22 protein-coding genes and 1 pseudogene are annotated in these 24,867 nt (G+C 73.8%); 13 read left to right on the top strand and 10 right to left on the bottom strand.

Annotated elements, in window-relative coordinates; genetic code table 11:
• The 3 genes from KME80_RS42110 to KME80_RS42120 form a co-directional block, all read right to left on the bottom strand.
• Positions 1-559 (bottom strand): wax ester/triacylglycerol synthase domain-containing protein (locus KME80_RS42110; protein ID WP_308126148.1); only part of this gene is annotated, 559 nt, incomplete at its 3' end.
• Positions 534-782, bottom strand: coding sequence for an acyl carrier protein (locus tag KME80_RS42115; RefSeq protein ID WP_219517033.1), 249 nt, complete (start codon positions 780-782; stop codon positions 534-536). The genes KME80_RS42110 and KME80_RS42115, both read right to left, overlap by 26 nt.
• A 207-nt stretch (positions 783-989) precedes the next feature.
• Positions 990-4,346, bottom strand: coding sequence for an SDR family NAD(P)-dependent oxidoreductase (locus KME80_RS42120; RefSeq protein WP_219517041.1), 3,357 nt, complete (start codon positions 4,344-4,346; stop codon positions 990-992).
• A 169-nt stretch (positions 4,347-4,515) separates the two neighbouring features.
• Between KME80_RS42120 and KME80_RS42125 the strand changes: the two genes are divergently transcribed.
• Genes KME80_RS42125 through KME80_RS42135 form a run of 3 tightly spaced genes read left to right on the top strand, consistent with a single transcriptional unit; the run spans position 4,516 to position 7,951 of the window.
• Positions 4,516-5,757 (top strand): beta-ketoacyl-[acyl-carrier-protein] synthase family protein, encoded by a 1,242-nt coding sequence (locus KME80_RS42125; RefSeq protein ID WP_219517043.1) that lies wholly within the window; start codon positions 4,516-4,518, stop codon positions 5,755-5,757.
• A gap of 12 nt (positions 5,758-5,769) precedes the next feature.
• Positions 5,770-7,095: a wax ester/triacylglycerol synthase domain-containing protein gene (locus KME80_RS42130; RefSeq protein WP_219517045.1), complete on the top strand. Its 1,326-nt coding sequence runs from the start codon at positions 5,770-5,772 to the stop codon at positions 7,093-7,095.
• Positions 7,096-7,135: 40 nt separating this feature from the next.
• A complete protein-coding gene (locus KME80_RS42135; RefSeq protein WP_219517047.1) occupies positions 7,136-7,951 on the top strand; it encodes an SDR family NAD(P)-dependent oxidoreductase in 816 nt (271 codons plus the stop codon).
• Between the two features lie 46 nt (positions 7,952-7,997).
• Here the strand turns inward: KME80_RS42135 and KME80_RS42140 are convergent, their stop codons facing one another.
• Positions 7,998-8,183 (bottom strand): ricin-type beta-trefoil lectin domain protein, encoded by a 186-nt coding sequence (locus KME80_RS42140; protein WP_219517049.1) that lies wholly within the window; start codon positions 8,181-8,183, stop codon positions 7,998-8,000.
• A 376-nt stretch (positions 8,184-8,559) separates the two neighbouring features.
• Between KME80_RS42140 and KME80_RS42145 the strand changes: the two genes are divergently transcribed.
• From KME80_RS42145 to KME80_RS42160, 4 genes are all read left to right on the top strand, one after another.
• Entirely contained in the window at positions 8,560-9,390 is an 831-nt protein-coding gene (locus KME80_RS42145; RefSeq protein WP_219517059.1) for a hypothetical protein, read from the top strand.
• Entirely contained in the window at positions 9,372-11,039 is a 1,668-nt protein-coding gene (locus tag KME80_RS42150; RefSeq protein WP_219517061.1) for an outer membrane protein assembly factor BamB family protein, read from the top strand. The genes KME80_RS42145 and KME80_RS42150 overlap by 19 nt, the downstream gene beginning before the upstream one ends.
• Positions 11,040-11,261: 222 nt before the next feature.
• Positions 11,262-12,767, top strand: a complete 1,506-nt coding sequence (locus tag KME80_RS42155; protein WP_219517062.1) for a pyridoxal phosphate-dependent decarboxylase family protein — start codon at positions 11,262-11,264, stop codon at positions 12,765-12,767.
• A gap of 204 nt (positions 12,768-12,971) precedes the next feature.
• Positions 12,972-13,874: a serine protein kinase RIO gene (locus KME80_RS42160; protein ID WP_219517064.1), complete on the top strand. Its 903-nt coding sequence runs from the start codon at positions 12,972-12,974 to the stop codon at positions 13,872-13,874.
• Positions 13,875-13,981: 107 nt separating this feature from the next.
• On the opposite strand, the gene KME80_RS42165 is transcribed toward KME80_RS42160, so the two are convergent.
• Positions 13,982-14,632: a TetR family transcriptional regulator gene (locus KME80_RS42165; protein ID WP_219517066.1), complete on the bottom strand. Its 651-nt coding sequence runs from the start codon at positions 14,630-14,632 to the stop codon at positions 13,982-13,984.
• An 88-nt stretch (positions 14,633-14,720) separates the two neighbouring features.
• On the opposite strand from KME80_RS42165, the gene KME80_RS42170 reads away from it, so the two are divergent.
• Positions 14,721-15,650: a zinc-binding dehydrogenase gene (locus KME80_RS42170; RefSeq protein WP_219517074.1), complete on the top strand. Its 930-nt coding sequence runs from the start codon at positions 14,721-14,723 to the stop codon at positions 15,648-15,650.
• A 63-nt stretch (positions 15,651-15,713) separates the two neighbouring features.
• Here KME80_RS42170 and KME80_RS42175 read toward each other — a convergent pair whose 3' ends face one another.
• Entirely contained in the window at positions 15,714-16,307 is a 594-nt protein-coding gene (locus tag KME80_RS42175) for a TetR/AcrR family transcriptional regulator (RefSeq protein WP_219517083.1), read from the bottom strand.
• 96 nt (positions 16,308-16,403) lie between these two features.
• Here KME80_RS42175 and KME80_RS42180 point away from each other — a divergent pair, with 96 nt between their 5' ends.
• Positions 16,404-16,997, top strand: coding sequence for a hypothetical protein (locus KME80_RS42180; RefSeq protein WP_219517085.1), 594 nt, complete (start codon positions 16,404-16,406; stop codon positions 16,995-16,997).
• A gap of 191 nt (positions 16,998-17,188) precedes the next feature.
• On the opposite strand, the gene KME80_RS42185 is transcribed toward KME80_RS42180, so the two are convergent.
• Together KME80_RS42185 and KME80_RS42190 are read right to left on the bottom strand one after the other, a co-directional pair.
• Complete coding sequence (locus KME80_RS42185; protein WP_219517087.1) at positions 17,189-17,923, bottom strand: alpha/beta hydrolase; 735 nt, start codon at positions 17,921-17,923, stop codon at positions 17,189-17,191.
• 291 nt (positions 17,924-18,214) lie between these two features.
• Positions 18,215-18,799 carry a TetR/AcrR family transcriptional regulator gene (locus KME80_RS42190; RefSeq protein ID WP_219517089.1) on the bottom strand — a complete coding sequence of 195 codons (585 nt, stop codon included), beginning with the start codon at positions 18,797-18,799 and terminating at the stop codon, positions 18,215-18,217.
• Between the two features lie 237 nt (positions 18,800-19,036).
• On the opposite strand from KME80_RS42190, the pseudogene KME80_RS42200 reads away from it, so the two are divergent.
• Together KME80_RS42200 and KME80_RS42205 are read left to right on the top strand one after the other, a co-directional pair.
• Positions 19,037-20,451, top strand: a pseudogene (locus KME80_RS42200) (MFS transporter).
• A complete protein-coding gene (locus KME80_RS42205) occupies positions 20,448-21,296 on the top strand; it encodes an alpha/beta fold hydrolase (protein WP_246646659.1) in 849 nt (282 codons plus the stop codon). Before KME80_RS42200 ends, KME80_RS42205 begins: the two are co-directional and overlap by 4 nt.
• 3 nt (positions 21,297-21,299) lie before the next feature.
• On the opposite strand, the gene KME80_RS42210 is transcribed toward KME80_RS42205, so the two are convergent.
• Entirely contained in the window at positions 21,300-21,677 is a 378-nt protein-coding gene (locus KME80_RS42210; RefSeq protein ID WP_219517093.1) for a winged helix-turn-helix transcriptional regulator, read from the bottom strand.
• A 56-nt stretch (positions 21,678-21,733) separates the two neighbouring features.
• Between KME80_RS42210 and KME80_RS42215 the strand changes: the two genes are divergently transcribed.
• Positions 21,734-22,960, top strand: coding sequence for an MFS transporter (locus KME80_RS42215; protein WP_219517104.1), 1,227 nt, complete (start codon positions 21,734-21,736; stop codon positions 22,958-22,960).
• On the opposite strand, the gene KME80_RS42220 is transcribed toward KME80_RS42215, so the two are convergent.
• Complete coding sequence (locus tag KME80_RS42220) at positions 22,957-24,489, bottom strand: MFS transporter (RefSeq protein WP_219517113.1); 1,533 nt, start codon at positions 24,487-24,489, stop codon at positions 22,957-22,959. The two genes, KME80_RS42215 and KME80_RS42220, sit on opposite strands and share 4 nt — an antisense overlap.
• A 73-nt stretch (positions 24,490-24,562) precedes the next feature.
• Here KME80_RS42220 and KME80_RS42225 point away from each other — a divergent pair.
• Positions 24,563-24,867: AfsR/SARP family transcriptional regulator (locus KME80_RS42225; RefSeq protein WP_219517114.1), on the top strand; the 305-nt coding region annotated here is incomplete at its 3' end.

Consider the following 24,867-nt stretch of genomic DNA (forward strand, 5'->3'; position numbering starts at 1 on the left):
CACCGCCCCCCGCCGGTTTCGCGGGCGCCCGCGAAACCGGCGTGGACAACGGCTTGCCCAGCAGAACGGCGTTGACCGTCCGCGCGGCGCCCACCCCGTCCTGGAAGCCGTGATGCACCCGGTAACACAGCACGTGCTCGTCGTCGCGATGCCCGTGGATCACCATCAGCGTCCACAGTGGCCGCCGAGGATGCAGGGGCAGCTCGCGGACGGCGTCGATCACCGCCTGCCGTACGTCCGTGCCCGGTGGCACCCGGCGGTGCGCCACGTGGTGCGCCGGGTCGAAGGCCGGGTCGGGCTCCCAGCGGGCGTGCCGCCCGGAGCCGGTCAGCCGGTAGGTGAGCACCGGGGCCCGGGCGGCCGTCTCGGCGGCCAGCCGGCACAGCTGCAGGGCGGACGGAACGGGACCCGGCAGGCGCGCCGCCAGCGCGATGTGCAGCAGCGGATCGCGGTCCGTGCCGAGCCACGACAGGAACGCCAGGTCACCCCCGTCCAGCGGGATCGGCGCGCCGGGCCGCCGCCCCACCGGGGAGTCAGGGAGCCGGGGCCGGCTGCGCACGGTGGGCCAGCTCCGCGGCCTCGGCGAGGGTCATCGACATCCGGAAGTCGAACAGGTCGACGTGCAGCTCGTGCCGGCCGAGCGCGGTGTGCAGCTCGATCAGGGCCATGCTGTCGGCCTGGAGATCGTCGAAGGCGGTGTCCGGGGTCACGTCGGCGAGGTCGAGCGCGAAGATCTCAGCGCAGTACCGGCGGATGAGGAGCAGGATCTCTTCTTTCGGCACGGGTCGTCACCTTTCCGTTGATCTTCAGGTTTTCAGCATCTCGCGGACGCCCGCGGGCCGTGCCGTCCCGGCTCCGCGTGTCCGGTCAAGAACGGTTGTTGCCTTGGGAAGCCAGCAGCGGCCCCAACCGGGCGGCCTCGTCATCGCCGACGCGCAGCCGCCGGGCGTCGGGACTGGACACGGCGGCGACGGCCACGTCCGCCGCCATCATCCGCTCGCCAGTGTCAGCGCCGCCTCCGACGGCATGGGCGCGAAGCCGTACGCGCCGAGCAGCGGCACCGCGCCGTGGCGGGCCACGAAGCCGGTGTCCGCGATCGTGCCCCACGCGGTGGCGTGGCCGGGAAGCCCGAGGTGGCGGCGCCGGCGGATCAGTGCCTCCACGAACACGTTGCCCGCCGCGTACGCCGCCTGCCGCGCCCCGCCGTAGGTGCCGCTGATGGAGGAGAACAGCCAGACCAGGTCCAGGTCCCGGCCCTCCAGCAGCCGATGGAGCACCAGCGCGCCGGCCATCTTGCAGCCCAGCACGTCGGCCACGTGCCGGGGGGTCAGCTGCCGCACCTCGCTCAGGGTGGGCGCCATGGCGGCGTGCACGACGCCGCGCAGCGGATGCTCGCCCGCATCGATGATCTTCAGCACCGCCGCCATCGCGGCGAGGTCGGTGACGTCGGCGGCGTGCACGCTCACCCGCGCCCCCAGGGCGCGCAGCCCGGCCGCGACGGCGGCGGCCTCGGGCGCCGCCTCGCCCCTGCGGGAGACCAGCGCGAGCCGGCGGGCGCCGCGCTCGGCCAACCGGCGCGCGGCGGCGGCGCCGAACCCGCCCACGCCCCCGATCACGAGATAGGCGCCCTGCGGGTCCGGGCGCAGCTCCACGGCCCGCGGCCGGGCCCGGACGGGCCCGTCCAGCGGGTCGAACGACAGTGTCACCGCCGCCGCGCACCGCTCCGCCCACACCTCACCCACCCGGACGGCGGGATGGACGTGGTACGGCGGCGCCGGGTCCAGGCCGTCCCGTGCGGCGTCCATGACCTCGTGGAACAGCCGGGGATCGGGCGGGCCGGCGGCGTCGAGGCAGGCGTGCCGCCCGGCCGGGGCGAGCATCGCGTGCCAGCTCTCCGGCACGGCTCCGGTCAGCACGTCGGCTCCGCGCCCGCCGGTGCGGGCCAGCACCCGCGCGACCACGTCCGGATCGGCGGCGTCCACGACCTCATGGGAGCCGAGCCGGTCCAGCAGGTCCCGCTGCCCCGGATGCCGCGCGAGCGCGACGACTCGGGCGCCCTGCCGGAGAGCCAGGTGCAACACCGCGAGGCCGGTGGCGGTGGCGTCGTGCAGCACCAGCGTGCGGCCCGCCGACAGCCCCGCCGCCGCCAGCGCCCGGCGCGCCCGCATGGCCGGCCCCGGCCTGACGGCGGCCTCGGCGAAGCCCATGCCGGCGGGAATCTCCCGCACCAGCCGGGCGGTGGTGCTCAGGTGGGAGCCGGGCGCGCCGCCGCCCACCCCCACGACCCGGTCGCCGACGGCGACCTCGCGCACCCCCTGCCCCACCGCCGTGATCCGGCCCGCGCACGTCCACCAGGCGTCCGGCCCGCTCCACGAGACGGCCCGAGCCTCGATGACGACCGAGCCGGGGCCGGGCGGACGCGCCGGTTCGGCCCGTGTCCAGTACGGCGCCCGGCCCAGGTCGTCGAAGCCCAGGACGCAGGGGCCCGTTCCCGTGTCGAGGGGCTCGTACGGCATCTCCCGCACGACGAAGCGGCCCCGCCGGGTGAGCACGACCTCGCCCTCGCCCGGCGCGGACAGCAGCTCGCGGGCCAGCCGCCGGGCGTCGGCCGCGAGGTCGGCGGTGCGGTGCAGGCTGATGCGCGGCACCCGTAGCCGGGCGTCCTCGCCGGCCAGGGCGCGGGCGGCGCCCCACAGCACCGCGTCGGCGGGGACCAGCGGCTCCTCCGGCGCGGGCAGCGCGCCGCTCGGGCGGGTCACCACGGACAACGACCGGGTCAGTCCGGCGGGAAGGTCGTCGCAGGCGAGGGCGATCGCCTTGAGCACCAGCATCCGTTCGACGGCCTCGTCCAGCCGCAGGCGCGGCTCGTCGTCGCTCCCGGCGCCGCAGGTGCGCTCGGCCGCGACGAGGACGACGCCCACCGCGCCGGTGGACGGCCCGGAGGCCAGCAGCGTCCGCCAGCGGCCGGGATCGGGCGTGCTCAGCACGGCCACGGCGCCGCCCTGTCCCGCCGCCTGCCCACCGGCGGCCAGCAGGTGGGCCACCGCCTGGGCGAACGGCAGCTCACCGGCGTCCTCGGCGGCGACGATCCACCGCGTCCCGGACGGCGGCGGCGCCGCGCAGGTGCGTGACCGGCTCCGGGGGAGTGGGCGGGCGGCCAGCGTGATCGACAGATCGTCGCGGGCGGGACCGCTGTCGTCGCCGGTCTGCACGACGCCGGTGAAGCCGCACGCGCCGAGCAGCGGCGGCCACTGCTCGCGCGCGAGCAGCAGGCTGTCCGGCCGCAGCCGGTGATCCGCCATGGGCCAGAAGCTGTCCAGCGCGCCGAAGATGCCGATCATCAGGCGCGGGTCGTGCGTCTCGACGGCCAGGAGGTGCCCGCCGGGCGCGAGCAGGCGGCGCACCCGTTCCAGGGCCGCGCGCACATCGCGGGCGGTGTGCAGGGCGTTGGCGGCGACCACCACGTCGTACGCGTCTTCGGGGAAGCCCTGAGCGGCGGGGTCCTCGTCGAGGTCGAGCCGCCGGTAGTCGACGAAGTCGTAGCCGGCGAACCGGCGACGGGCGGTGGCGTGGAACAGCGGCCACACGTCGGTGAAGGTGTAGCGGGTCAGGTGTGGCGGCAGCAGCGGCAGCAGCGCGGCGGTGGTGCCGCCGGTGCCCGCGCCCACCTCCAGCACGCGCAACGGCCGGTCGTCCGGCAGGGCCGCGACCATGCGGCCGAGGAGCGCCCGCGCCACCTGGTTGGCGAACCGGCTGAGCGGGGCGGTGTCGTAGAGCTGTCGCAGCAGTTCGCCGCCGCCGTCGCGGCTCAGCAGCTCGCGCGGGTCGCGTTCGCCGCGCAGCACGTCAGGCAGCTCCCGGCACATCCGGCTGACCAGCAGCACCTCGGTGGAGAAGGCCGGATGGTCGCGCAGCAGGCCCCGGGCGAGCTCGCCGGGGTCGGCCGGGACGCCGAGCCGCCACCGCCCGCCGGGACACGTCCGCGCCAGGCCGTCCGCCTCCAGCATGGCCAGCGCGGTGTTGACCAGCCGGACGTGCCGGGGCAGCATCCCGGCGGCGACCAGGTCGTCCACGGCGAACGACTGGCCCTGCCGCCCGGCCAGCACGGCGAGCGCGGCGGCGAGGTGGTCCGCGACAGCGCGGAAGGCGCGCGGCCGGAACCGGTCATAACGCGCGTCCCGCCACGACCGGCGCGCCCGGTCGAGGTCGTCGCCCGCCTCCTCGAGGATCACCCGCGGGGAGGGCAGCGGGCACGCCCCGTCCCCGCCTGCGGGGTCCGGAGCCGCACGCAACTGGGTGTGATGCCGCAGGATCGGCACCTGGTCATGATCCGATGGGCTTCGCACGCGGCTACTGTGAGTGACGGGGTGGTGGCATTCAAGGCGCAACACCGGCCCGGGGAGTCATTGCCTGTTCTGATCCACTTCTTGCCCGGACGTGGCGCGTCGCGCGCCGATCTCCCGGCCTCCGATGAGCGAGGCTGATCGGAGGACCAGCGATCAAGGGGGAGGCTCGATGACGTCGCGGGCGCGGGTAGCGGTGACGGGACTGGGCGTGCGCACGGCCGCCGGAGCCCACCCCAAGCACCTGTGGGACGCGCTGATCAGCGGGCGCTCCACAGCGCGGCGCATCACCTCCTTCGACACCACCGGCCTCGGCGTCGACGTCGCCTGCCAGGTCGGCGACCTCGACACCGCGCCGTACCTGACTCCCCGGCAGGCCCGCCACCTCGACCGGGTGAGCAAGCTGGCCGTCTGCGCGGCCGCCGACGCGTTCGACGACGCCTTCGGGGCCGGCGACGCCATCCGGACGCCACCGGAGCGGCGGGCCGTGGTGACCGGCATCGGGTTCTGCGGGGTCGAGACCTACGAGGACGGCATGCTCGACGTCCGCCACCCGGGGCGCGGGAACCCAGGCCCTCTCCACGTCCTGAAGATCATGAGCAACGCGCCCGCCTCGGCCATCGGCCTGCGTCACCGCATCCACGGGCCCAGCATGTCCGTGACCACCGCCTGCGCCTCCGGCGCGCACGCGATCGGGGAGGCCGTGCGGCTGCTGCGCGACGGCTCCGCCGACCTCGTCGTCGCCGGCGGGGCGGAAGCCTGCGTCACCCCGACCATCCTGCAGGCGTTCGACCAGTGCCGGACCCTGTCGCGCCACACCGCCGAGCCCCAGCGCGCCTGCCGGCCGTTCGACGCCGGACGCGACGGCTTCGTGCTGGCCGAAGGGGCCGCGTTCCTGATCCTGGAGACGCTCGACGGCGCCCGCGCCCGTGGCGCGCACGTGCACGCCGAGCTCGCCGGCTACGGGCGCACCAACGACGCCCACCACCTGCTCGCCCCGGCCCCTGAGGGCGAGGGCGCCTACCGGTGCATGCGCGCGGCCCTCAGCGACGCCGGGCTGTCGCCCGCCCAGGTCTCCCACGTCAACGCGCACGGGACCGGCACCCAGCTCAACGACCTGACCGAGGCGCAGGCCATCACCCGCCTGTTCGGGCCGCACGGGGTGCCCGTCACCGCCGTCAAGGCGGTGACCGGCCACGCGCTCGGAGCGGCGGGCGCCATCGAAGCGGTCGCCGCCGTGCTGACGCTCGCCCACGGGACCGTCCCGCCGACGGCCAACCTCGGCACGCCCGACCCGCGCTGCGAGGTCGACGTGGTGCGCGAGGCCCGGCCGCTGCCGGCGGGAGCGGTGCTGTCGAACTCGTTCGGGTTCGGCGGCCACAACGCCACCTTGATCATCGCTCCCGTGACCTGAGGACGCCGCGCCATGCCCACGACCGCAGATCAGCCCACGACCGCCGCACGGACCACGGCGGTGCCGCTGACGGTCAACGACCGCTTCCTGCTACGGCTGGCCGACGAGGCGGACCCGGACAGGGACGCCGACCTGCACCTGGGCGTCGCCGTGCGCCTCCCAGGACCGCCGCCCTCCGGCCACCGCTTGCACCGCCTGATCGGCGACGCCGCCGTCCGGGCCCGCGCGCTGACCTACCGGCTGACGGGAACGGGCCGGCGGGTGCGCTGGGAGCCCGACCCCGCGTTCGACCCCGCCCACCACGTACAGCACCATCACGCCGCGCCCGGCCAGGACCCGTGCCAGGCGGTCGGCCAGGCGTTGCGCGAGCACCCCCTGCCCCGGTCCAGGCCGCTGTGGAGCCTCGTGGTCGTCGAGGGTCACGCCGCCGACGAGCACCTGCTGTGCTACCGCGCCCACCACGTCTTCCAGGACGGGCTCTCCGCCGCCCGCACGATCAGCTCGCTCGCCCTGGGCCGCACGCTGCCCCCGTCCGCCGCCGCGCCCGGCGGCGGACGCGGGCGCCCCGGCGGCGCCGCCATCCGCCAGGCCATCGGCGACATCGCCCGCTTCGCCTCCGCCACCGCGCCCTGGCACCCGCCGGCGACGGACGCCCCCGCCACCCGGCACCTCGGCTCCGTCAGCCTCGACGCCGGCGCGTTCCGCGACATCGCCCGCTCGACAGGGACCAGCTTCGCCCAGATCGCCGCGGCGGTCCTGGCCGGCGTCGTCAAGGAGTGGACAGAGGCCGGCCCCGCCCCGGCCGGCCCGCGCCCGCCCGAGCCGCGTCGCCCCCTCGGGCAGCCGGTGCTCTCCTTCCCGGTCGGGCGGCGCGATCGCCGCCGTGACGACGGCCTGGGCAACCACGCCGTCCTCATGCCCATCCGGCTGCCGAGCGCCGAACCCACCCCCCGTACCCGCCTGCGAGCCGTCGCCGAGCAGACCGGTCTCGCCGAACTGGCCCGCCACCGGCGCGGCCCGCACGCCCCCGCGATGTCCGCCGCCTTCAGCCACGTCCTGGCCCGCCTGGCCGCTTCCGCCGCGCGCCGCCCGCTGCATGACAGCCTCGGCCTGACGCTCCTCCACGGCGCCGCCGCGCTCCCGCCTGCCCACGAGATCTTCGCCGTGCCCTCGCTGCTGCCCGGCGCGGGAGGCCAGGTCGCCGTCCTGCCCGGCCGGCGGACGGTCTCGTTCTCGTACGCCTTCGACGCCCGCCTGCCCGGCCTCGGCCACCTGCCCGCCCTGGTGCGCCAGGCCCTGGCCGACCTGCACGCCGACGTCGTCCCCTCCCGCCCCTGACACGACCGGCCACGCCGATCACCGACCAAGGAGAACGCGTATGGAGCTGTCCGGGACGACCGCCCTGATCACCGGAGCCAGCGGCGGCCTCGGCCAGGCCATCGCCCACGCGCTGGCCCGCCACGGCGTCCGCGTGATCCTCACCGGCCGCGACACCGCCGTCCTGACAGCCCTGGCCGGCCGGCTGGGCGGGCGCGCCATCGCCGCCGACCTCACCGACCACGACGGCCTCACCGCCCTGATGCGGCAGGCCGGTCCCGTCGACATTCTCGTGGCCAACGCCGGCGTCATCGCCCCCGCCGCGATCACCGACCACACCACCGGCGACATCGACACCTACCTGGCGCTCAACCTGCGCGCCCCCATCGTCATGGCGCGCACGGCCGCCGAACACATGATCGCCAACGGGCGCGGCCACATCGTCCTCATGAGCTCGCTCGGCGGCAAGATCTCACACGCCCGGTGCGCGCTCTACAACGCCACCAAGTACGGGCTGCGCGGGTTCGGGCACGCGGCCCGGGCCGATCTGGCGCCGCACGGCGTCGGCGTCTCGGTCATCTGCCCCGGACTGATCAGGAACGCCGGCATGCTCACCCGCGCACCGGCGCCCCTGCCCTCCTGGATCGCCGCGATCGGCACGCGGACGCCGCAGCAGGTGGCGCGGGCCGTCTGCCGCGCCATCCGCACCAACGCCGCCGAGGCCGACGTGGCGCCCCTGCTGATCCGCCTGGTGGCGCACCTGGGCGGCCTGTCCCCGGCACTCGGCGCCCACCTGCAGCGCCTCGGCCGGGCCGACTCCTACGCCGACACCGTCGCGAGAAGCCTGGCCGCCACCGGCGCCCCGCGATTCCTCTGAGCGGCCGACGAGGTTCGCGTCCGTGTCACGGCCGGTGAGCTACGGGTCAGGTCAGAGTGTCTTCGACCTTGATCTGGCCGTTCTGGACGACCCATTTCTGGTTGGGGTGGTTGAGGCAGGTCCACAGGCGGACGTTGGTGTTGTCGGCCCGGCTGTTGGTGGCGTCCAGGCACACCTGGCGGGGTGCGGCCGAGGCGGCCGGGGCGGTGGTGACGGTGAGGGTCAGGGCCACCGTGGCGACCGCGGACGTGGCCAGCAGGCGGGCGAGGGGACTGATATGCCGGAGCGGTGACGCCTACCTGTCCGAACACGTCCCGTCATCCGGCCGAGCCGCACGTACGAACCAGAGCTGTGACTTATCACGGAGAAAGCCGCTTATGGGATCTGATGATGCAAGAAGCGCAGATGCAGAGCCTGATCGACACATTGGCGACGCATGAGACAACACGGCAGGCCGAAGACCACGACGCCCGGAACGGGGACGACTCTCGGAATTGACAGCTCCGACGCCCCGCGACGCCGAATGGTGTGCGGGATCGGCCGCCAGAACCGTTGCCGGCGCGTTACCTTGTCCGCACAGACAGCCGACCCGCGAGGAGGCCGTTCTCGTGCCGGAGAGCGACGACAAGGGGCCGGGGAAACTCGCCAAGGTGATGCTGTGGATCGGCGCGCTGCTCACCGCGGTCGTCACCGCCTGGCTGACCGACGCGTTCAGCCTCTTCCTGCGGCCGGCCGACCTGGTGAGCGCGGCCAGACCACCGCTGCTGGTCACCGTCCTGCCTGGCACCGGTGCCGAACAGGACCTGGCCGTCGCCTCCCGGCCCACCGCGCCCCGTGACCGCGCGGTCTTCCTGAGCGGGCGCTTCGGCGACCGGGCGTTCGACGACGTGGTGGCCACCCTGAAGGGCGCGTGGGTGGGGGAGAAGGAGATGCGGGTGGTCTTCGAGTCCCAGCGTGACCTCGTCCGCGTCACCGATGTACGGGTCAAGGAGGTCGCCCCCAGGCAGCCGATCGTCACCGGCGCCTTCGTCGAGCACCCACGGCAGGGCGGACCGGCGAACCCGCAGCTCACCGTCTCCCTCGACGCGCGGGACGCGTTCTTCACCCAGGCGGGCAAACCCGGCCGCCCCTACTTCGGACCCCACAGCCTGTCCCTGAAACGAGGTGACCAGGCCGAGCTCGGCCTGGAGATCAGGGCGCGGAAACACAGCCACACCTTCGTGCTGGAGGTCGAGTACGTCGTGGCGGGGACCGGGAAGGCGGAGACGGTCACCGTGAAGGACCCCGCCGGCCGGCCCTTCCGGGTCACCGGCGCTCCCACGGCCTACACCGCGTACGGGACGGTCTACCGCAACACCGGCGCCGGGCTGAAGGTCGTCACCGGGCGGGCGGCCTGCCGCCTCTTCCTGCCGGGGCGGGCATGCACGTCCGCGCGCTGATCGCCGCCCTGCTCGTCCTCGCCTGCGCCGCCGGGAGCGGGAACGCCCGGCAGGCACGTCCAGCGTTCACCGCCGCCTGGAGCGCCGACCTGGGCGAGATCGGCGTGCACGGCATCAGTCTCGACGTGCCTGTGGCCACGGTCGGCGGCCGGCCCCTGGTGGCGCTGCCGTCGACGCGGCCGGCCGCGATCCGGGTCCACGACGCGGAGACCGGCGCGATCCTGAGGACCTTTCCGCTCGCCCGGCCGTACCACCCGCTGGACGACCACATGGGCTTCGTCGGAGAGTTGCTCGCGGTGAGCATCTCCGAGGGGGCCGCGGAGAGGGTCACGGTCGTCGACCCGGTCACCGGCCGGACGCGGTGGACGCGGCTGCTCCCGTCCGCGGACGCGCCGATCCTCGACTACCTGACCAGGACGGCCATCACTCCCACCGGCATCGTGTGGGCGTCGGGCGGCGGCCTGCACGGGCTCGACCCGGCCTCCGGCCGCGACACGTGGACGGTGCCGTGGCCGGGCGGGTGCCCCCACTTCCGCCTGCTCGAATCCGAGGTCGCCGTCATCGTCCAGGACTGCCGAGGCCGGTCGCCGGCCCTGCACGGTGTCGACCCGCGCGCCGGACGGCTCACCTGGACCCGTCGCCTCCGGGACTCGGGTGAGGAGCTCGTACAGATCAAAGTCTCCTCCACCCGCCTGATCATCGCGCGGGAGCCCGGGCACGTCACCGTCCTGGACGCGGACGGCCGGCTGATGACCCGGTCGCCGATCACGTTCCCGGAGGTCGGGGGGCCGACCGTGATCCACGACGCCGAGCTGACGCTGCTGGTCCGCAGCGTGAACGGCCGCCGGGAGACGACCGCGACGCGCACCCGCGACGGGCGGGTGCTCTGGCGCCGGTCGCTCAGGCCGCGCACGTCGCCGGGCACCGCCGAGGGATACCTGGGGAACGCCGACCACTTGACGGCCACTCACGCGATGGGCGCCACGACCACCGAGCTCACCCCCCGCATGATCGAGGTCGTCTCGCGGGCGGACGGCGCTCGTGACGTGCTGCCCCTGCCCGTGAGCGAGCGCGCGAGCAGGATCGTCGGCAGCACCTCGCGCGACCTGCTGGTGTTCGAGAAGCACCCCGGCGGCGACCGGGTCACGGCCTACACCTTCCGCGACGGGCCGGGCGCCTCCTCGCCGCTGGCGGTGCCGCCGGAGCGTTGGCCTGACGCGTGCGCGCTGCTCGACCCTGCGGTGCTGCCCGGGTACGTGCCGGTTCCGGGCACCGTGGAGCACCTGGGGACGCGCTGGCCCAAGCCGAACGTGTGCGAGTTCCTCCCGCCCGATGACGCGGGGGCGGTGGTGCGGGTGGCGGTCTCCTGGGTCGCCGCGACGGACGCGGACGCGACCCGGCTGGCCCGTACGACCCTCGCCGCGGATCCGGACGCCCAGCGGCTGGGGGAGGGGGCGTACCTGAGGTCCAGCACCGGCAACGACGACCTGCGCACGTTCGCGTGGGTCACCGGCGGGCGAGCGCTGGTGGACGTCCGGGCCGCGGGTGACCCGGCGCTGACCCGCCGCGCCGCCCTCGCCGTCGCCTCCTGCCTGAACGCGGTCGGCCCAGGCAGAACGGGTTGCCCTCCGGGGCGTTCATCACGATGATTCTGCCCCGCACCGGTCGGCCGGTCACCTTGTTCCTCTATACGCTGCGCCTCCAATCCCAGCGAGCATGCCCAGGACTTCTTCTTCCCAGACGTTCGAATCCTGGCGTGGCTTGATGTTCACGGTTTATGGCCCGTTCACCGCTGGCGGAGGCGCGACGGGGCTCCGATCCTGGTGGGACCCACGATGCCGTGGTGAAGGGCCATGTGAAAGAGGAGCAGGATGTCGAACGACCCGCTGGTTGAGACCGGCCTGGACGAGCTGACCCCGATGGGGGCCGACCTCGACGGCGCCGGCCCGTACGATCTCGGCGTCGACGCGGGCGGCCGGCTGCTGGCGGAGACCGCTGCCCTGGTGGCGGGGCACACCGGGGAGGTCGTGCACGGCCCGGTGGCCCCGGCGAGCGTCGACACCGAGCGCATCCGTGACTGGCTGGCCGGCTTCGACTTCGCCGAGGCCAAGCCCGCCGACGCGGTGCTCGGCTCGGTCATGTCCGCGCTGCGGAAGTGGACCGTGCACACCACTCACCCGCGCTACTTCGGCCTGTTCAACCCGTCGCCCACCTGGTGGGGCATGGCCGGGGACCTGATCGTCGCGGGGGTGAACCCGCAACTCGCCGCCTACAGCCACGCGCCCGCCGCCACCGAGATGGAGCGGCACGTGCTGCGCCTACTGGCGAACGGCCTGGGCCTGCCCTCGGACACCGACGGGAGCTTCACCGTCGGCGGGGCCGAGGCGAACCTCACGGCCGTCATCGTCGCGCTCACCCGCCGTTTCCCCGAGTACGGCAGCGCCGGGCTGCTCGGTCTGCCCGGCCGGCCGGTGTTCTACGCCTCGGCGGAGAGCCACCTGGCCTGGCTCAAGATCGCGCACATGACCGGGCTGGGCCGCGACGCCGTCCGCCTGGTGCCGGTGGACGCCGCCCTCAGGATCGACCTCGACCGGCTGCGCGAGGCGTACGCGGCGGACGTGGCCGGCGGCAGGATCCCCTTCATGATCGTCGGAACGGCGGGCACGACCGGCGCGGGAGTGCTGGACCCGTTGGGCCCGCTCGCCGACCTGGCCGCGGAATGGGGCCTGCACCTCCACGTGGACGCGGCGTGGGGCGGCGCCGCCGCGCTGTCCGACCGGCTGCGGCCCCTGCTGGCCGGCATCGAACGGGCCGACAGCGTCACGGTCGACGCGCACAAATGGCTGTCCGCCCCGATGGGCGCCGGGGTCTTCCTCACCCGCCATCCAGCGGCGCTGGCCGCGAGCTTCCAGTGCAGCACCGGCTACATGCCGGCCGAGGTCGGCGGCACCCACGACCCGTACACCACCAGCGTGCAGTGGTCGCGGCGGTTCATCGGCCTGAAGGTGTTCCTGCACCTGGCCGTGGCCGGACTGCCTGCCGTCGCCGAGCAACTGGAGCGAGACGTACGGCTCGGCGACCTGCTCGCGCGGCGCCTGGCCGAGCGCGGCTGGCAGCGGATCAACCAGACCCCGCTCCCGCTGGTCTGCGTGGTGGACCCCGAGGCGGACGCGGCGGGGGAGGAGCGGAGCGGCAGATGGCACGCGGAGGTGGCCGGTCACGTGGTGCGCGGCGGACAGGCGTGGGTGAGCCCGGTCCGGCTCGACGGCCGCAGCGCGATCAGGCTCTGCGTGACCAGCTACCGCACCACGGCGTCGGACCTCGACCGCGCCGTGGCCGCCCTCGACGCGGCCCGCGCCGCGACGAGCCTCACATAGTCGCCTGCCGTACGAGGTCCGGCCCGTTGCCGGTGTGAGATCCCAGCTCCGGTAAATACGTTGCGAGGCCGGAAAGCGGCGGGGCATGCTGGGGCGATCGAGCGGCGGAGAGCGCCGCCTGGACGAAGGAGGGCTGACGGATGGCCATCACTGCGCTGCGGCATGTCCGCATCAGTCCCACCTCTTCGTTCAGGAGCACACCCGTTGTCTTCCGAGTACGAGGCCTCTGACCTCTACTTCTCCGAGTCCGCCCGCGACGAGTCCCAGCCGGATCCGGCCGCAGCCTTCGCCTTCACGTTCCATGCCGTCGACGAGGAACTGGGGCCGGACCAGCGGTGGTCCACCTGGCTGGAGGCCGAGCGCGGCTCTCGCGGCCCCGAACCACGCCCCTCGTGGGTCGTGACGGACCAGGCCGCGATCGACACCGAGCTCGGCATCCTCAAGACCGGCAAGGAAGCCGACGTCTTCCTGCTCGAACGGGCCGTCGAAGCCATCGGCGGCAACCCGGCGAAGTCCTCGCTGCTGGCCGCGAAAAGGTACCGCACCGACGAACACCGGGCCTTCCACCGCAGCACGTCGTACGTCGAAGGCCGCCGCCCCCGCAACAGCCGCGACGGCCGGGCGATGGCGAAGAAGACCACGCACGGCCGCGGCGTCGCGGCCGGCCAGTGGGCGTACGCCGAATGGGACGCCCTCAACCGCTTGTGGAAGGCCGGCGTCCCGGTGCCGTATCCCGTGCAGGTGGACGGCACCGAGCTGCTGATGGAGTTCATCGACGACGGCGAGGGCGGCGCCGCGCCCCGGCTGGCCCATGTCCGGCCGTCGAAGGACCTGCTCGGCGTGTATTTCGAGCAGCTCCGCAACGGCATGCGTGAACTGGCCCGCGCGGGCCTCGCGCACGGAGACCTTTCGCCGTACAACGTCCTCGCGCAGGCCGAGCGGATCGTGCTGATCGACCTGCCCCAGGTCGTCGACATCGTCGGCAACCCGAAGGGCATGGACTTCCTGATGCGCGACTGCCACAACATGGCCACCTGGTTCACCGGACGCGGGCTCGAGGTCGACGAACAGGAGCTGTTCGCCGACCTGCTCACGATGGTGTTCTGACACCAGTGGCTGACCAAGGTCATGGGTATGAGGCTGGTGGCCGTGTGAATCTACAATGTAAAGGGCCGGGCTGTCGGCGCGCGCGTGACCTTCTGCACGCAGCTCGTTCAGGCCGTGGTGAAGGTGAGTGCGCCGGGGAGGACCGCGAAGACCGATCGCAGTTCGGCCGCGAGCGCCGCGTGGGTGGGGGTGCCGGGTTTGGCTGTCCAGGTCCGCAGGGCGGCGTGGAAGGACGCGACCACCAGGTCCAGGGCCAGCCTCGGCCGTGGGTCGGCAGGGTTCAGGCCCAGTTTGCGCTGCAAGGTCGCCTCGACGGCGGCGCTGGTGCGGTCGCAGTACTGGAGCCCGTACGCGGTGATCGACGGCGTGCGCTCGGCCAGTTCCCGGCTCTGACGTACGCGGGTCACCCAGGCGCCGCCGTCGTCGAGGCGTTCGAGCGCCGCGAGCAACGCCTCCTGCAGCATCTCCAGGACGGGCGCATGACCGAAGGACAGGCGCTCGACGTCGTCCCGCAGGCCGTCCCACAGTGCCTCCAGCGGGGCGGAGGCGACCTGTTCCTTGCTGGCGAAGTTCCGGAAGAAGGTGCGTTTGGAGACCTCGACGGCGTCGCACAGCTCGTCGAGGGTCACGCCGTCGAAGCCCCGCTCAGTGAAGAGGGCGAGGGCCGTGTCGACGAGTGCGGTCCTGGTCCGGAGCTTCTTGCGTTCCCGCAGGGAGAGCGTTTCCGGCGCGGAGAGGGAGGCGGTGTCGGCGGTCATCGTTCAAGTGTAATGGGAGCGCGAACGCCCTCGATAGGCTTATGCTCCTGAGTAGCACTTTGAGCTGATGTCTCATGAAGGGATCGCCATGCGCGCTCTGATCGTCGATCGTTCCGCCCCCGGTGGCCTGCGAGTGGGGGAAGTGCCCGAGCCTGTGCCCGCCGCGAACCAGGCGCTGGTCCGGGTCACGGCCACCTCGTTCAACTACGGCGAGGTCAGCCACGGCATCGAGACCGCCGCCGAGGGGACGGTGCTCGGCTGGGACGCCGCCGGAGTCGTCGTCCAGGCGGCGGCGGACAGGTCGGGCCCGGCCGTGGGGACCCCCGTCGTGACCCTCGACGAGGGTGGCGGCTGGGCCGAGGTCCGCGCCGTGCGTACCGACTGGATCGGCGTGGCGCCCGAGCGCGCGGAGCCGGGCGCGCTCAGCACCATCCCGGTCGCGGCCGGCACCGCGCTGCGCGCGCTCCACCGGACCGGGCCTCTCCTGGGACGCAGGATCCTCGTCACCGGCGCCACCGGAGGCGTCGGCCGCTACGCCGTCCAGCTCGCCCGGCTCGGCGGCGCGCACGTGATCGCCTCCACCGGCGACCCCGCCAGGCACGGCGAGGCGCTGCGCGCTCTGGGCGCGCACGAGGTGGTGGCCGGTCCCGCCCAGGCCGGCGGCGGGCTCGACGGCGTGCTCGACATGGTGGGCGGCGCGCAACTCGTGGAGGCGTTCGATCAGCTCGGTGAGGGGGGCACGCTGGTGGCGGTCGGGCACTCCGCGGGTGAGGGCGAGAACTTCCCGTTCGGCGCCCTGTTCAGCGGGCCGGGCCGGGACGATCGCTCGATCGTCACGTTCATGCTGCTGTTCTGCGACGGGCTGGACAGGGATCTGACCTGGCTGGCCCGGCAGGTCGCGGACGGAGTGCTGAGCCCCGAGATCACCTGGCGCGGCGGCTGGGACGACGCGTCCGAGGCGGTGGGCGCTCTCCTGGGGCGCCGGCTGCACGGCAAGGCGGTGCTCGACCTCACCTGACGGCCCTGCCGTCCCTTGGGCGGCGGTGTGACATCCGGTGCGTCACGGCTGCGGCTCTCCTGGTCAGGCTCCCGGCCGGCCGAGGATCAGGTCGGCGGTGGCGGCCAGCCGGTCCGCGCGTTCGCCCGGCAGTGCGCCGGCCCCTGAGACGTATGCGGTGTACGCCTCGAACTGCGCGGTTCCGCACAGGGTGAGGGCGAGCGTGTACGGCTCGACGCCATGCGGCAGCTCGCCGGCCTTCTGGCATTCGGCCAGGTAGTGGGCCACCTGGTCGAGCGCCAAGTGGGGGCCGGTGCCGTTCTCGCGGTTGGTGGCCTGGTAGGCGGCGAACAGCTCCTGGTCGGCGGCGGCCCCGGCCACCAGCGGCAGTGATGCCGCGTAGAAGGCGATGCCGCGCTCCAGCAGATCGATGAGCACGGTGCGCATCGGCCGCTGCCCGGGCGGGGTGGCGGCTGCTTGCCAGGCCCGCAGTTCCGGCAGTTCCTGTGACAGCAGCGCGATCAGCAGGCCGATCTTGCCGCCGAAGTTCTTGGTGATGCTGCCCTCGGCGGCGTCCGCGGCGTGGGCGATCTCGCGGGTGGTGAGCCTGGCCAGGCCGCGTTCGCGCAGGAGCCGGGCGGCGGCGTCGAGGATGCGCTGTCGTGCGGGTGGAGCCATGGGGGATCTCTCCAGGTTGACAAGTGTGGTGAGTGCGCACCACAGTACTGGAGATGAAATGAGGTGCGTGCGCACCTCACTATTGTTGGAGAGCCTGTGAGTGTTTCCCCCCTCGTCAGCACCGCCGCGCGCCCGCCGCGCGTGCTCGGATACTCGCTGATCCTGGGCCTGGTCTTCGCCGCGGCCTGGCTCGGCTTCACCGCGGTCAGGGCCCGGGACGGACGCATGCCGATCACCGACTGGCTGGATCCGATGCTCGCCGGCTCGACGCTGCTGGTCATGCTGGGGGCGATGGCGGCCCTGATCGCCCTGTGGCCGCAGCTGCCCGCCACCCGGCTGCGCACCGCGGTCGTCACTCTGCTGATCGTCTCCGAGTGGGTCTACCTGGCCGGGGAGATCCTGTCCAACACCCTCACCGTTGGCGAACCGCCGTCCGACGTCGGCGGCCTGCTGGAGATCGCCGCCGGAGCCGCTGCCGCGGTGGCCCTGGTCATGGCTGCCGTCGCGCTGTCGGGACCGGCCTGGCGCCAGAACCGTCCGGCGGCCGCGGCCGTCACCCTCGCCGCCGTGCTCCTCGCCCTCGGCATGACCTGGTGGTTCACCCACCCGATCGACCAGAGCGCCCCGGGGACGCCTTCGTGCGTCCCCGGGAACGCCCTCTACAACGCCTTCCACCGGGCGAGCTGCTGATCGCCGGGTAGGTCGCCCAGCTCGACGGGGCTCTTGACGCCGAGGGCCGTGCTCGTGATGTGGGCGGCCCGGCTGATGGAGGCGGTGGTGGCCGGGCGGCGCCCCGACCGGCCGGTGGTGGGCCGACCGGCCGGGGCGGTGGTGCGTCTTGCCTGCCCACGCTGTCGAGGAGGGCCGGAGCTTGTCCTCGATCAGCGCAGATGCCGGGCGAAGAACCCGGCCGCGTCCTCCCCGGCGAACTGCGGGACGCCGGTGTGCCCGCCCATGTTGGCGTGCAGCGTCTTCTCCTTGGAGCCGAAGGCGTCGAACAGGTCCAGGGCCGCCTGCCTGTCGTTCCCTTCGTCATCCCACTGCAGCAGGACATGCAGCGGAATGGTGACCTGCCGGGCCTCCTCGAACATGGTGCGCGGCACGAAACTCCCGGCGAAGAGGCCGGCGGCCACGATGCGCGGCTCGACCACCGCGAGCCGGATGCCGATGGAGATCACGCCCCCCGAGTATCCGACGGGGCCGCCGATCCCGGGCAGCGACAGGAGGGCGTCCAAGGCGGCCTGCCATTCCGGGACCGCTCTGTCGACGAGCGGGAGGACGAGGGCGTCGATGATCTCGTCGCTGACCGGTTCGCCGGCCTTCATGGCCCGGCGCAGGTCGGCGCGGGCCTGCTCGGCGCCGGCCAGGCGGGGCCGGTCACCGCTCCCGGGGAGCTCGATGGTGGCCGCGGCGAAGCCTCCCGCCACGGCGCTCCGGGCCCGCGCCACCAGCCGGGGGTACATCCTGTCCAGTCCGAGCGGGGGGTGGCCGAGCAGGATCAGCGGGACCGGTGCGGGCGCGGACGAGGGCGTCCACAGGAAGCCGGGGATCTCATCGAGGGTGAACGCGCGTTCGACGACGCCGTCGTCGAGGCGCTGCTCAGAGGTGAATCGCATGGTCGTGCCCTTCGGGAGTGCTCTTGAACGGCGCTCCCGGACGACCTATCGCCCGGCCGTGACCCCGGAGGGGAGCACCCATGTCGATACTGTGTCCACGGGTACCACCTCCTCGTTGTCTCGCACGGCCTCCAGAAAGCTAGCAGTGGCCGCCGCGGTCCGCCAACGGGTTTTCGCGAAGGCGGAGAGCCACTGAGGCGGGGGCCGGCGGAGGCATGGCGGCGCATCGCCGGTGATCCAGTGGACCCCCCACGGCCGGCCGTCCCCTGACGCTCGAACGGCGCGGGCGGCCTACTGCGGGCGGGTCCAGGAGTCGGCGGTGTCGGCCAGTTCGTCCAGCGCCGCCTCGACCCGATCCTTGTCACCGGTCGTCAGGTAGTCGATCTGCAGGCCGGCGTAGGCGGCGTTGAGCAGGGTGGCCTTGCGCAGCGCCGCCTCCTCGGGCACGCCGTGCGCGCGTAGCACGCCGGCCACGAACTCGGCGCGGTCGCCGAGCATTTTGGGCACGTACGGGCCGGACAGGCGGCCCGCGGCCGAGAGGCCCTCGATCTCGTGCAGCAGCCGGACCATCGGCAGGTCCTCGCGCAGGTGCCAGGCCCACGAGGCGCGCACCACGTCGCCCAGGCCCAGGCCGCCGCTCGTCCCGGGGTCGGGCAGCGCGCCCACGCGTCCCCTCTGGCGCTCGTCGAGGTGGGCGAGGACGGCGCTGATCAGCTCGTCCTTGCCGGCGAAGTGGTGGGTGAGCACGTAGGTGCTGTGGCCGAGCGCCTTGGCCAGGGGGCGCAGGGAGAGCTGGGCGATGCCGTGCTCGGCCAGGTAGCCGACGATCGCGTCGAGCAGCTCCTCGCGGCGCTGTGGATCGCGGGGCCTGGCCACGTCCGCCTTCCTTTCGCTGGGCAGGCGCCCAGTCTATTCGCATGACGACTGTTTTGTTCAATTAGCATGACGGTCGTTATGCTAACGGCTCCTCGCCATCGAACGCCCCCTCGGAGGTGCCCCATGCCCCCACCCGCGCCGGGACCCTGCCGTCCGCCAGAGGATTGCGGGCATCCTCGGCGGCGGGGGATCCTGGTGGCGCTGTGCGCGGCGCTCCTCGTCATGAGCGTCAGCGTGATGGCGGTGACGATCGCGCTGCCGTCCATCGCGGTGGACCTGCGCGCCACCACCTCACAACTGCAGTGGATCACCGAAGCCGCCGTCCTGGCCCTGGCGTCGCTGCTGGTCGCGATGGGCGCCGTGGCCGACCGAGTCGGCAGGCGGCGGGTGCTGCTGGCGGGAGTGGCCGTGTTCGCGCTGGCCTCGGTCCTGGCCGCCCTATCCCGGACGCCGGAGCAGCTCATCGCCACCCGGGCGCTCCAGGGCGTGGGCAACGCGATGATCACCCCGGCCACGCTGGCGATCGTCCGGGCCGTCTCCCCCGCGCGGAGCTGCCCAGGGCGCTGGCCGCCTGGGGCGTCGTCGCCAGCCTCGGCGTGGTGCTGGGGCCGCTGACGGGCGGGCTGCTCGTGGAGGGCTTCGGCTGGCGTTCGCTGTTCGTGGCCAACGTGGCCGTCCTGGCGGTCGCCGCCCTCGCCATCGCGTACGTGGTCCCGGCCGACGCCCGGCCGCGTCGGGGCGCCACCGGCCGGCTGGACGTGATCGGCGCGCTGCTGGTGTCGGGGGCGTTCGTGGCCACGGTGCACGCGGTGATCGAGGCCCCGTACCGGGGGTGGCTCGGCCCGGCCACCCTGGCGGAGGCGGCCGGGGCGGTGGCGCTGCTGTCCGCGTTCGCCGTGCGTCAGCGGCGGGCGCGGCATCCGCTGCTCGACCTGGGCATGGTGCGCGCCCGCTCGTTCTGGCCGGCCGCGCTCGCCGCCGCGACCGGGTTCTTCGCGCTGATGGGCGTGCTGTTCCTGATCACCCAGTACCTGCAGGACGTACGCGGGCACTCCCCGTCCCAGGCGGCGCTGCTCCTGCTGCCGGTCGCGGTGGCGCAGCTCGGGGTGGCGCCGCTGGTGGCCAGGGTGGTCGCACGGCGTGGCGTACGGTCCACGGCGGCGGCCGGACTGCTGGTGCTGGCGGGCGGCGCGGCGCTGATGGCGGCCGGGATCCGATCCGGCCAGCACGCCGCCGTGATCGCGGGCCTGGCCGTGCTGGCCGCCGGCAACGCCGCCACGGTGAACGCCTGCGCCACCGCCATGCTGGGCTCGGCCCCCGAGCGCCGTGCCGGGTCGGCCGCGGCCGTGAACGAGACGGCGTTCAAGGTGGGCGGAAGCCTGGGCGTGGCCGTGCTCGGTGGCCTGGCCGCCGCCCACTTGACCGCGCGGCCGCCTGCGTATCAGGCCGCGTCGATCTCCGGCGCCCTCGACGTGGCCCGCCACCTGGGCGGGACGGACGGCGCCCGGCTGGCCACCGCGGCGACCGGCGCGTTCACCGACGCCTTCGCCCAGGCCGCCGCCGTCACCGCGATCCTCGCCGCGGCCGTCGGCGCCCTGACCGCCCTCCTCCTGCGCGATCCTCCAGCCACGAAAGGACACCACGGCTCATGAACAGGATGACCGAGCACTTCACCACCGTCCGCGGCCTCCGCCTGGCCTGGTTCGACTCCCACCCCGCGACCGGCGGCGCCCGTGGTGATGAGTCCGAGGGCGGGGCGCCGGTGGTGCTCGCCCTGCACGGGCACTTCGGCCGGGGCCGCAACTTCGCGCCGCTGGCCGCCGCCCTGGCCCCCCGCTACCGCGTGATCGCCCTGGAGCAGCGCGGTCACGGCCACAGCGATCGCGGCGACGGCGACTTCAGCCAGGACGCCTACGTGGCCGACGCCGCCGCGTTCCTGCGCGGGCTCGGCCTGGGGCCGGTCGTGGTGCTCGGCCACTCGATGGGCGGCGTCACCGCCTTCCGGCTCGCCGCCCGCCACCCCGGCCTCGTACGGGCCCTGATCGTGGAGGAGGCCGGCGCGCTCAACCATCGGCCCGAAATCCCGCACCCCGTCCTCGACGTGACCGGCTGGCCCCGCCGCGCCCCCACCCTGGACGCCCTGCGCCGCGCCATCGAGGCCCAGGGCATCCCGGACGCGAGCTACTTCCTGGAGAGCGCCGTCGAACACCCCGACGGGTGGGGGCTGCTGTTCGACTGCGACGACATGATGGCCTCGCAGGAGGCCCTGGTCGGCGACTGGTGGCCCGGCTGGCTCGGCTCCGCCTGCCCGGCCCTGCTGATCCACGGCCTGGACAGCTTCGTCCTGCCCACCGCGATGGCCCGGCAGATGGCCGAGCGCCGTCCGGGCACCGTGCTGCGCGAACTCGCCGGTTGCGGCCACTGGGTCCACGACGACGCCCCGGCCGCCTTCGCCGCCACCGTACGGGAATTCCTGGACACCGCCGCAGGCGCCTGACCGCTACCGGTGCGTCGGGGCGGGCGGGGCCGCGGCTTGGGCGCGGGCGCGTTCGATGTCGGGGACGTGGGTCTCGGCCCATTCCCGGATGGCGCGCAGGGGGATCAGCAGGGACCGGCCGAGGTCGGTGAGGGCGTACTCGACATGCGGGGGATTCGCCGGGATCTCGGTGCGGGAGATCAGGCCGTCGTACTCCATCGCGCGGAGCGTCTCGGTGAGCGCCTTCGGGGTGATGCCCCGGATGTGCACCTTGAGCTCGGTGAAGCGCATCGGCCTGTCGTCCAGCGCGTTGACGATGAACACCGTCCAGCGCGCCCCGATCCGGTGCAGAACGGTGCGACTGGGGCAGGTCGCGGCCATGATGTTGTAGGCCTTGCCCATGCGCGGCTCCCGGTAGCGTTGTAGATACCGGTATAGAATCTATACCGTCCCGGGTTGTGTCCCATCCCGATCACACGGCCCGTCCACCGGCAGCCCGGCACCGCCGCTTCCTCGCAGCGATCACCATCGACTCGATCGGCACCGGTGTCTTCGTCCCCGTCTCGATGCTGTACTTCCTGGCCACGACGCCGCTGACGCTGGTGCAGGCGGGCGCGGCGCTGACGACGGCGGGGCTGCTGGCGCTCCCGGCGGGCCCGCTGGCCGGAGGGCTGGTCGACCGCTACGGCGCCAAGCCGGTCCTGCAGGCGGCGAACCTGGCCCAGGCGCTCGGCTTCGCCGGATATCTGGCCGTGGACCAGCCCTGGCAGATCGCCGTCTGCGCCTGGCTGAACAGTGCCGGGCGGGCGGTGTCCTTCAGCTGCTACGGCGTCACCATCACGGCGCTGGCCGAGCCCGGCCGGCGGGAGCGCTGGTTCGGTCTCCTCGGGTCGGTGCGCAACCTCGGCTACGCGCTCGGCGGCCTGCTGTCCGCCGTCGCGGTCGGCGTCGGCACTCCAGGCGTCTACGCCGGGATCGTGATCGTCAACGCCTCCTCCTACGTCCTCGCCTACGTCCTGATGCGCGCCGTGCCGGACGTCCGTCCCGAGGCGCGTCAGGACGCCGCCGGAGGCTGGGGGCACGTGATCCGGGACCGGCGGTACCTGTTGCTGGTCGCGCATCAGCTGTGCTTCGCGATCTCCCTGTTCGCCCTCAACATCGCGATACCGGTCTACGCCGTGGACGTGCTGGACCTGCCCGGCTGGACCGCAGGCACGGTCTTCACGCTCAACACGCTGATGGTCGGCTTCGGGCAAGGACTCGTCCTCGGGTGGCTGTGCGGGCGGATCCGCAGCCGCGTCCTCGTCGCCGGACACGCCTGCTTCGCGGCCGGCTACCTCCTGTTCCTCGCCGCCGGCCACGTGGACGCGCTCGCCCTCGCCGTCGGCCTCGTGCTGCTCGGCGCGGCCGGTTACACCTTCGGTGAGCTCCTCGGCGGCCCCGTCACGTCGACCGTCGCCGCGGAGAGCGCCCCGGACGCTCTCCGCGGCCGCTACCTGGCCCTCCACCAGCTCGCCGTGACTGTCGCGGGAGCGCTCGCCCCGGCCGCGCTCGCCGGACTGCTGTCCGCCGGGGCGGCGGCGATCTGGCTGACCCTGGCCGGCGTGAGCGTCCTCGGGGCCACGCTCGCCACGACGATCGGCAGCGCGGTCCCGGCGGCGCGGACCCGCATCGGAGGCTTCTAGTCGCCTTCGGCGCTGTGGGGGCGTACCCGGCGGAGGGTGACCAGCACGAGCCCGGCGATGCCCAGCAGGACGGCGGCGCTGATGACGGTCACCACGGTCATGCCCGCCACGAACGCCTCCCGGGCGGAGACGATCAGGTTCGTGCCGAGCGGGCCCGGCAGGTCCTGGGCGAGGGCGGCGGCGGTGGCGAAGCTGTCGCGAGCCGCCGTCGCCGCCGCGTGCGGCAGGCCCTCCGGCAGCGCGATCCGCGAGCTGTAGACGGCGGCGCCGAGGGTGCCGAAGACGGCGATGCCCAGCGAGGCGCCGAGCTCGCCGCAGGTCTCCTGCATCGCGGAGGCCGACCCGGCTCGCTGCGGGGGCACCGAGCCGACGATCAGATCCGTGCTGAGCACGAGCAGCGGGTTGATGCCGATCGCGACGACGACTCCGCCGGTGATGAGCAGCGCCAGGCCGGACTGCACGCCGAGGAAGGCGAGCGAGCCGTAGCCGGCCGCGGCGATCACGAGCCCGGCCGCGATCACGCGGGCGGGCGGATGCCGGCGCGCGATCAGTGGCGCGGCCATGGACCCCAGGATGGTGGCGGCGGCCAGCGGGATGAACCACAGCCCCGCCGTGAACGGTGACAGGCCCTCGACGAGCTGCAGGTACTGCGTGAAGTAGAACGTGAACGCGTACAGCGTCACCATGCCCAGCAGCATGCTCGTCAGCGCGCCGGTGAAGCGGCGGTCGGCGAAGAGCCGCAGATCCAGCAGCGGGCTGGCGAGCGACCTCTGGCGGCGGACGAACACCACGCCGACGGCCGCGCCCGCCGCCACGAACAGCAGGGGTACGACCTGCGGCCCGTCCTTGGCGATCTGTTTGACGCCGTGGACGACCGGCAGGATCGCGGCCAGGGACAGCGCGGCGCTGATCAGGTCCAGCCGCCCGGCCGAGGGATCGCGGTACTCCGGCAGCAGCCAGGGCCCGCAGACCAGCAGCAACAGCATTACCGGGACGCCCAGCAGGAAGACCGACCCCCACCAGAACCGCTCCAGCAGCGCGCCGCCGACCGCGGGCCCGATCGCACCGCCGAGGGAGAACGACATCAGCCAGATCGCGATGGCCATGGACCGTTGCCGGGGATCGGGGAACATGTTCGTGATGAGCGACAGCGTGGAGGGGGTGAGGGTCGCGCCGGCGAGACCGAGCAGCGCGCGGGCCACGATCAGCATTTCCGGGCTGGTCGACAGGGCGGCGAGCACGGAGGCGCCGAGGAACGCGGTCGCGCCGATGAGCAGCAGCCGCCGCCGGCCGACCCGGTCGCCCAGCGTGCCCATCGTGATCAGCACACCGGCGATCATGAAGCCGTAGATGTCGGTGATCCACAGCAGCTCGGTGCCGGTGGCGCCCAGGTCCGCGCCGAGCTGGGGGAGGGCCATGTAGAGGACGGTCATGTCGAGCGCGAGCAGGATCGTCGGCAGCGCGAGCACGGCCAGCCCGATCCAGGCGCGCGTGCCGGCCCGCGCGGAGGGTTGTGCGTGTGTCAGCATGCCGCCACGGTGTACGAGGCCGGTTGTGATCCGGTTCTGAACGGGTTCCGGCCGTGGCGGCTAGCGTGTCGGTATGCGGTTTCGGGTGCTCGGCCCGCTGGAGGTGCGGACCGACGACGACGTGCCGGTCAAGGTGCCGGAGTCGAAGGTGCGGCTGCTGCTGGCGATCCTGCTGAGCCACGACGGCCGGCCGGTGCCGGTGGACGCGCTCGCCGAGCACCTGTGGGGCTCCGCACAGCCCAAGGATCCCGCCGCCGTGCTGCGTACGAAGGTGGCGCAGTTGCGGCGGGCGCTCGAGAGCGCCGAGCCGGGCGGCCGGGACCTGGTGGAGTGGCGCGCCGGCGGCTACGCGCTGCGGGCCGCCGCCGGCGCGGTCGG

The organism is Nonomuraea ceibae (assembly GCF_019396325.1).
GTDB classification, from domain to species: domain Bacteria; phylum Actinomycetota; class Actinomycetes; order Streptosporangiales; family Streptosporangiaceae; genus Nonomuraea; species Nonomuraea ceibae.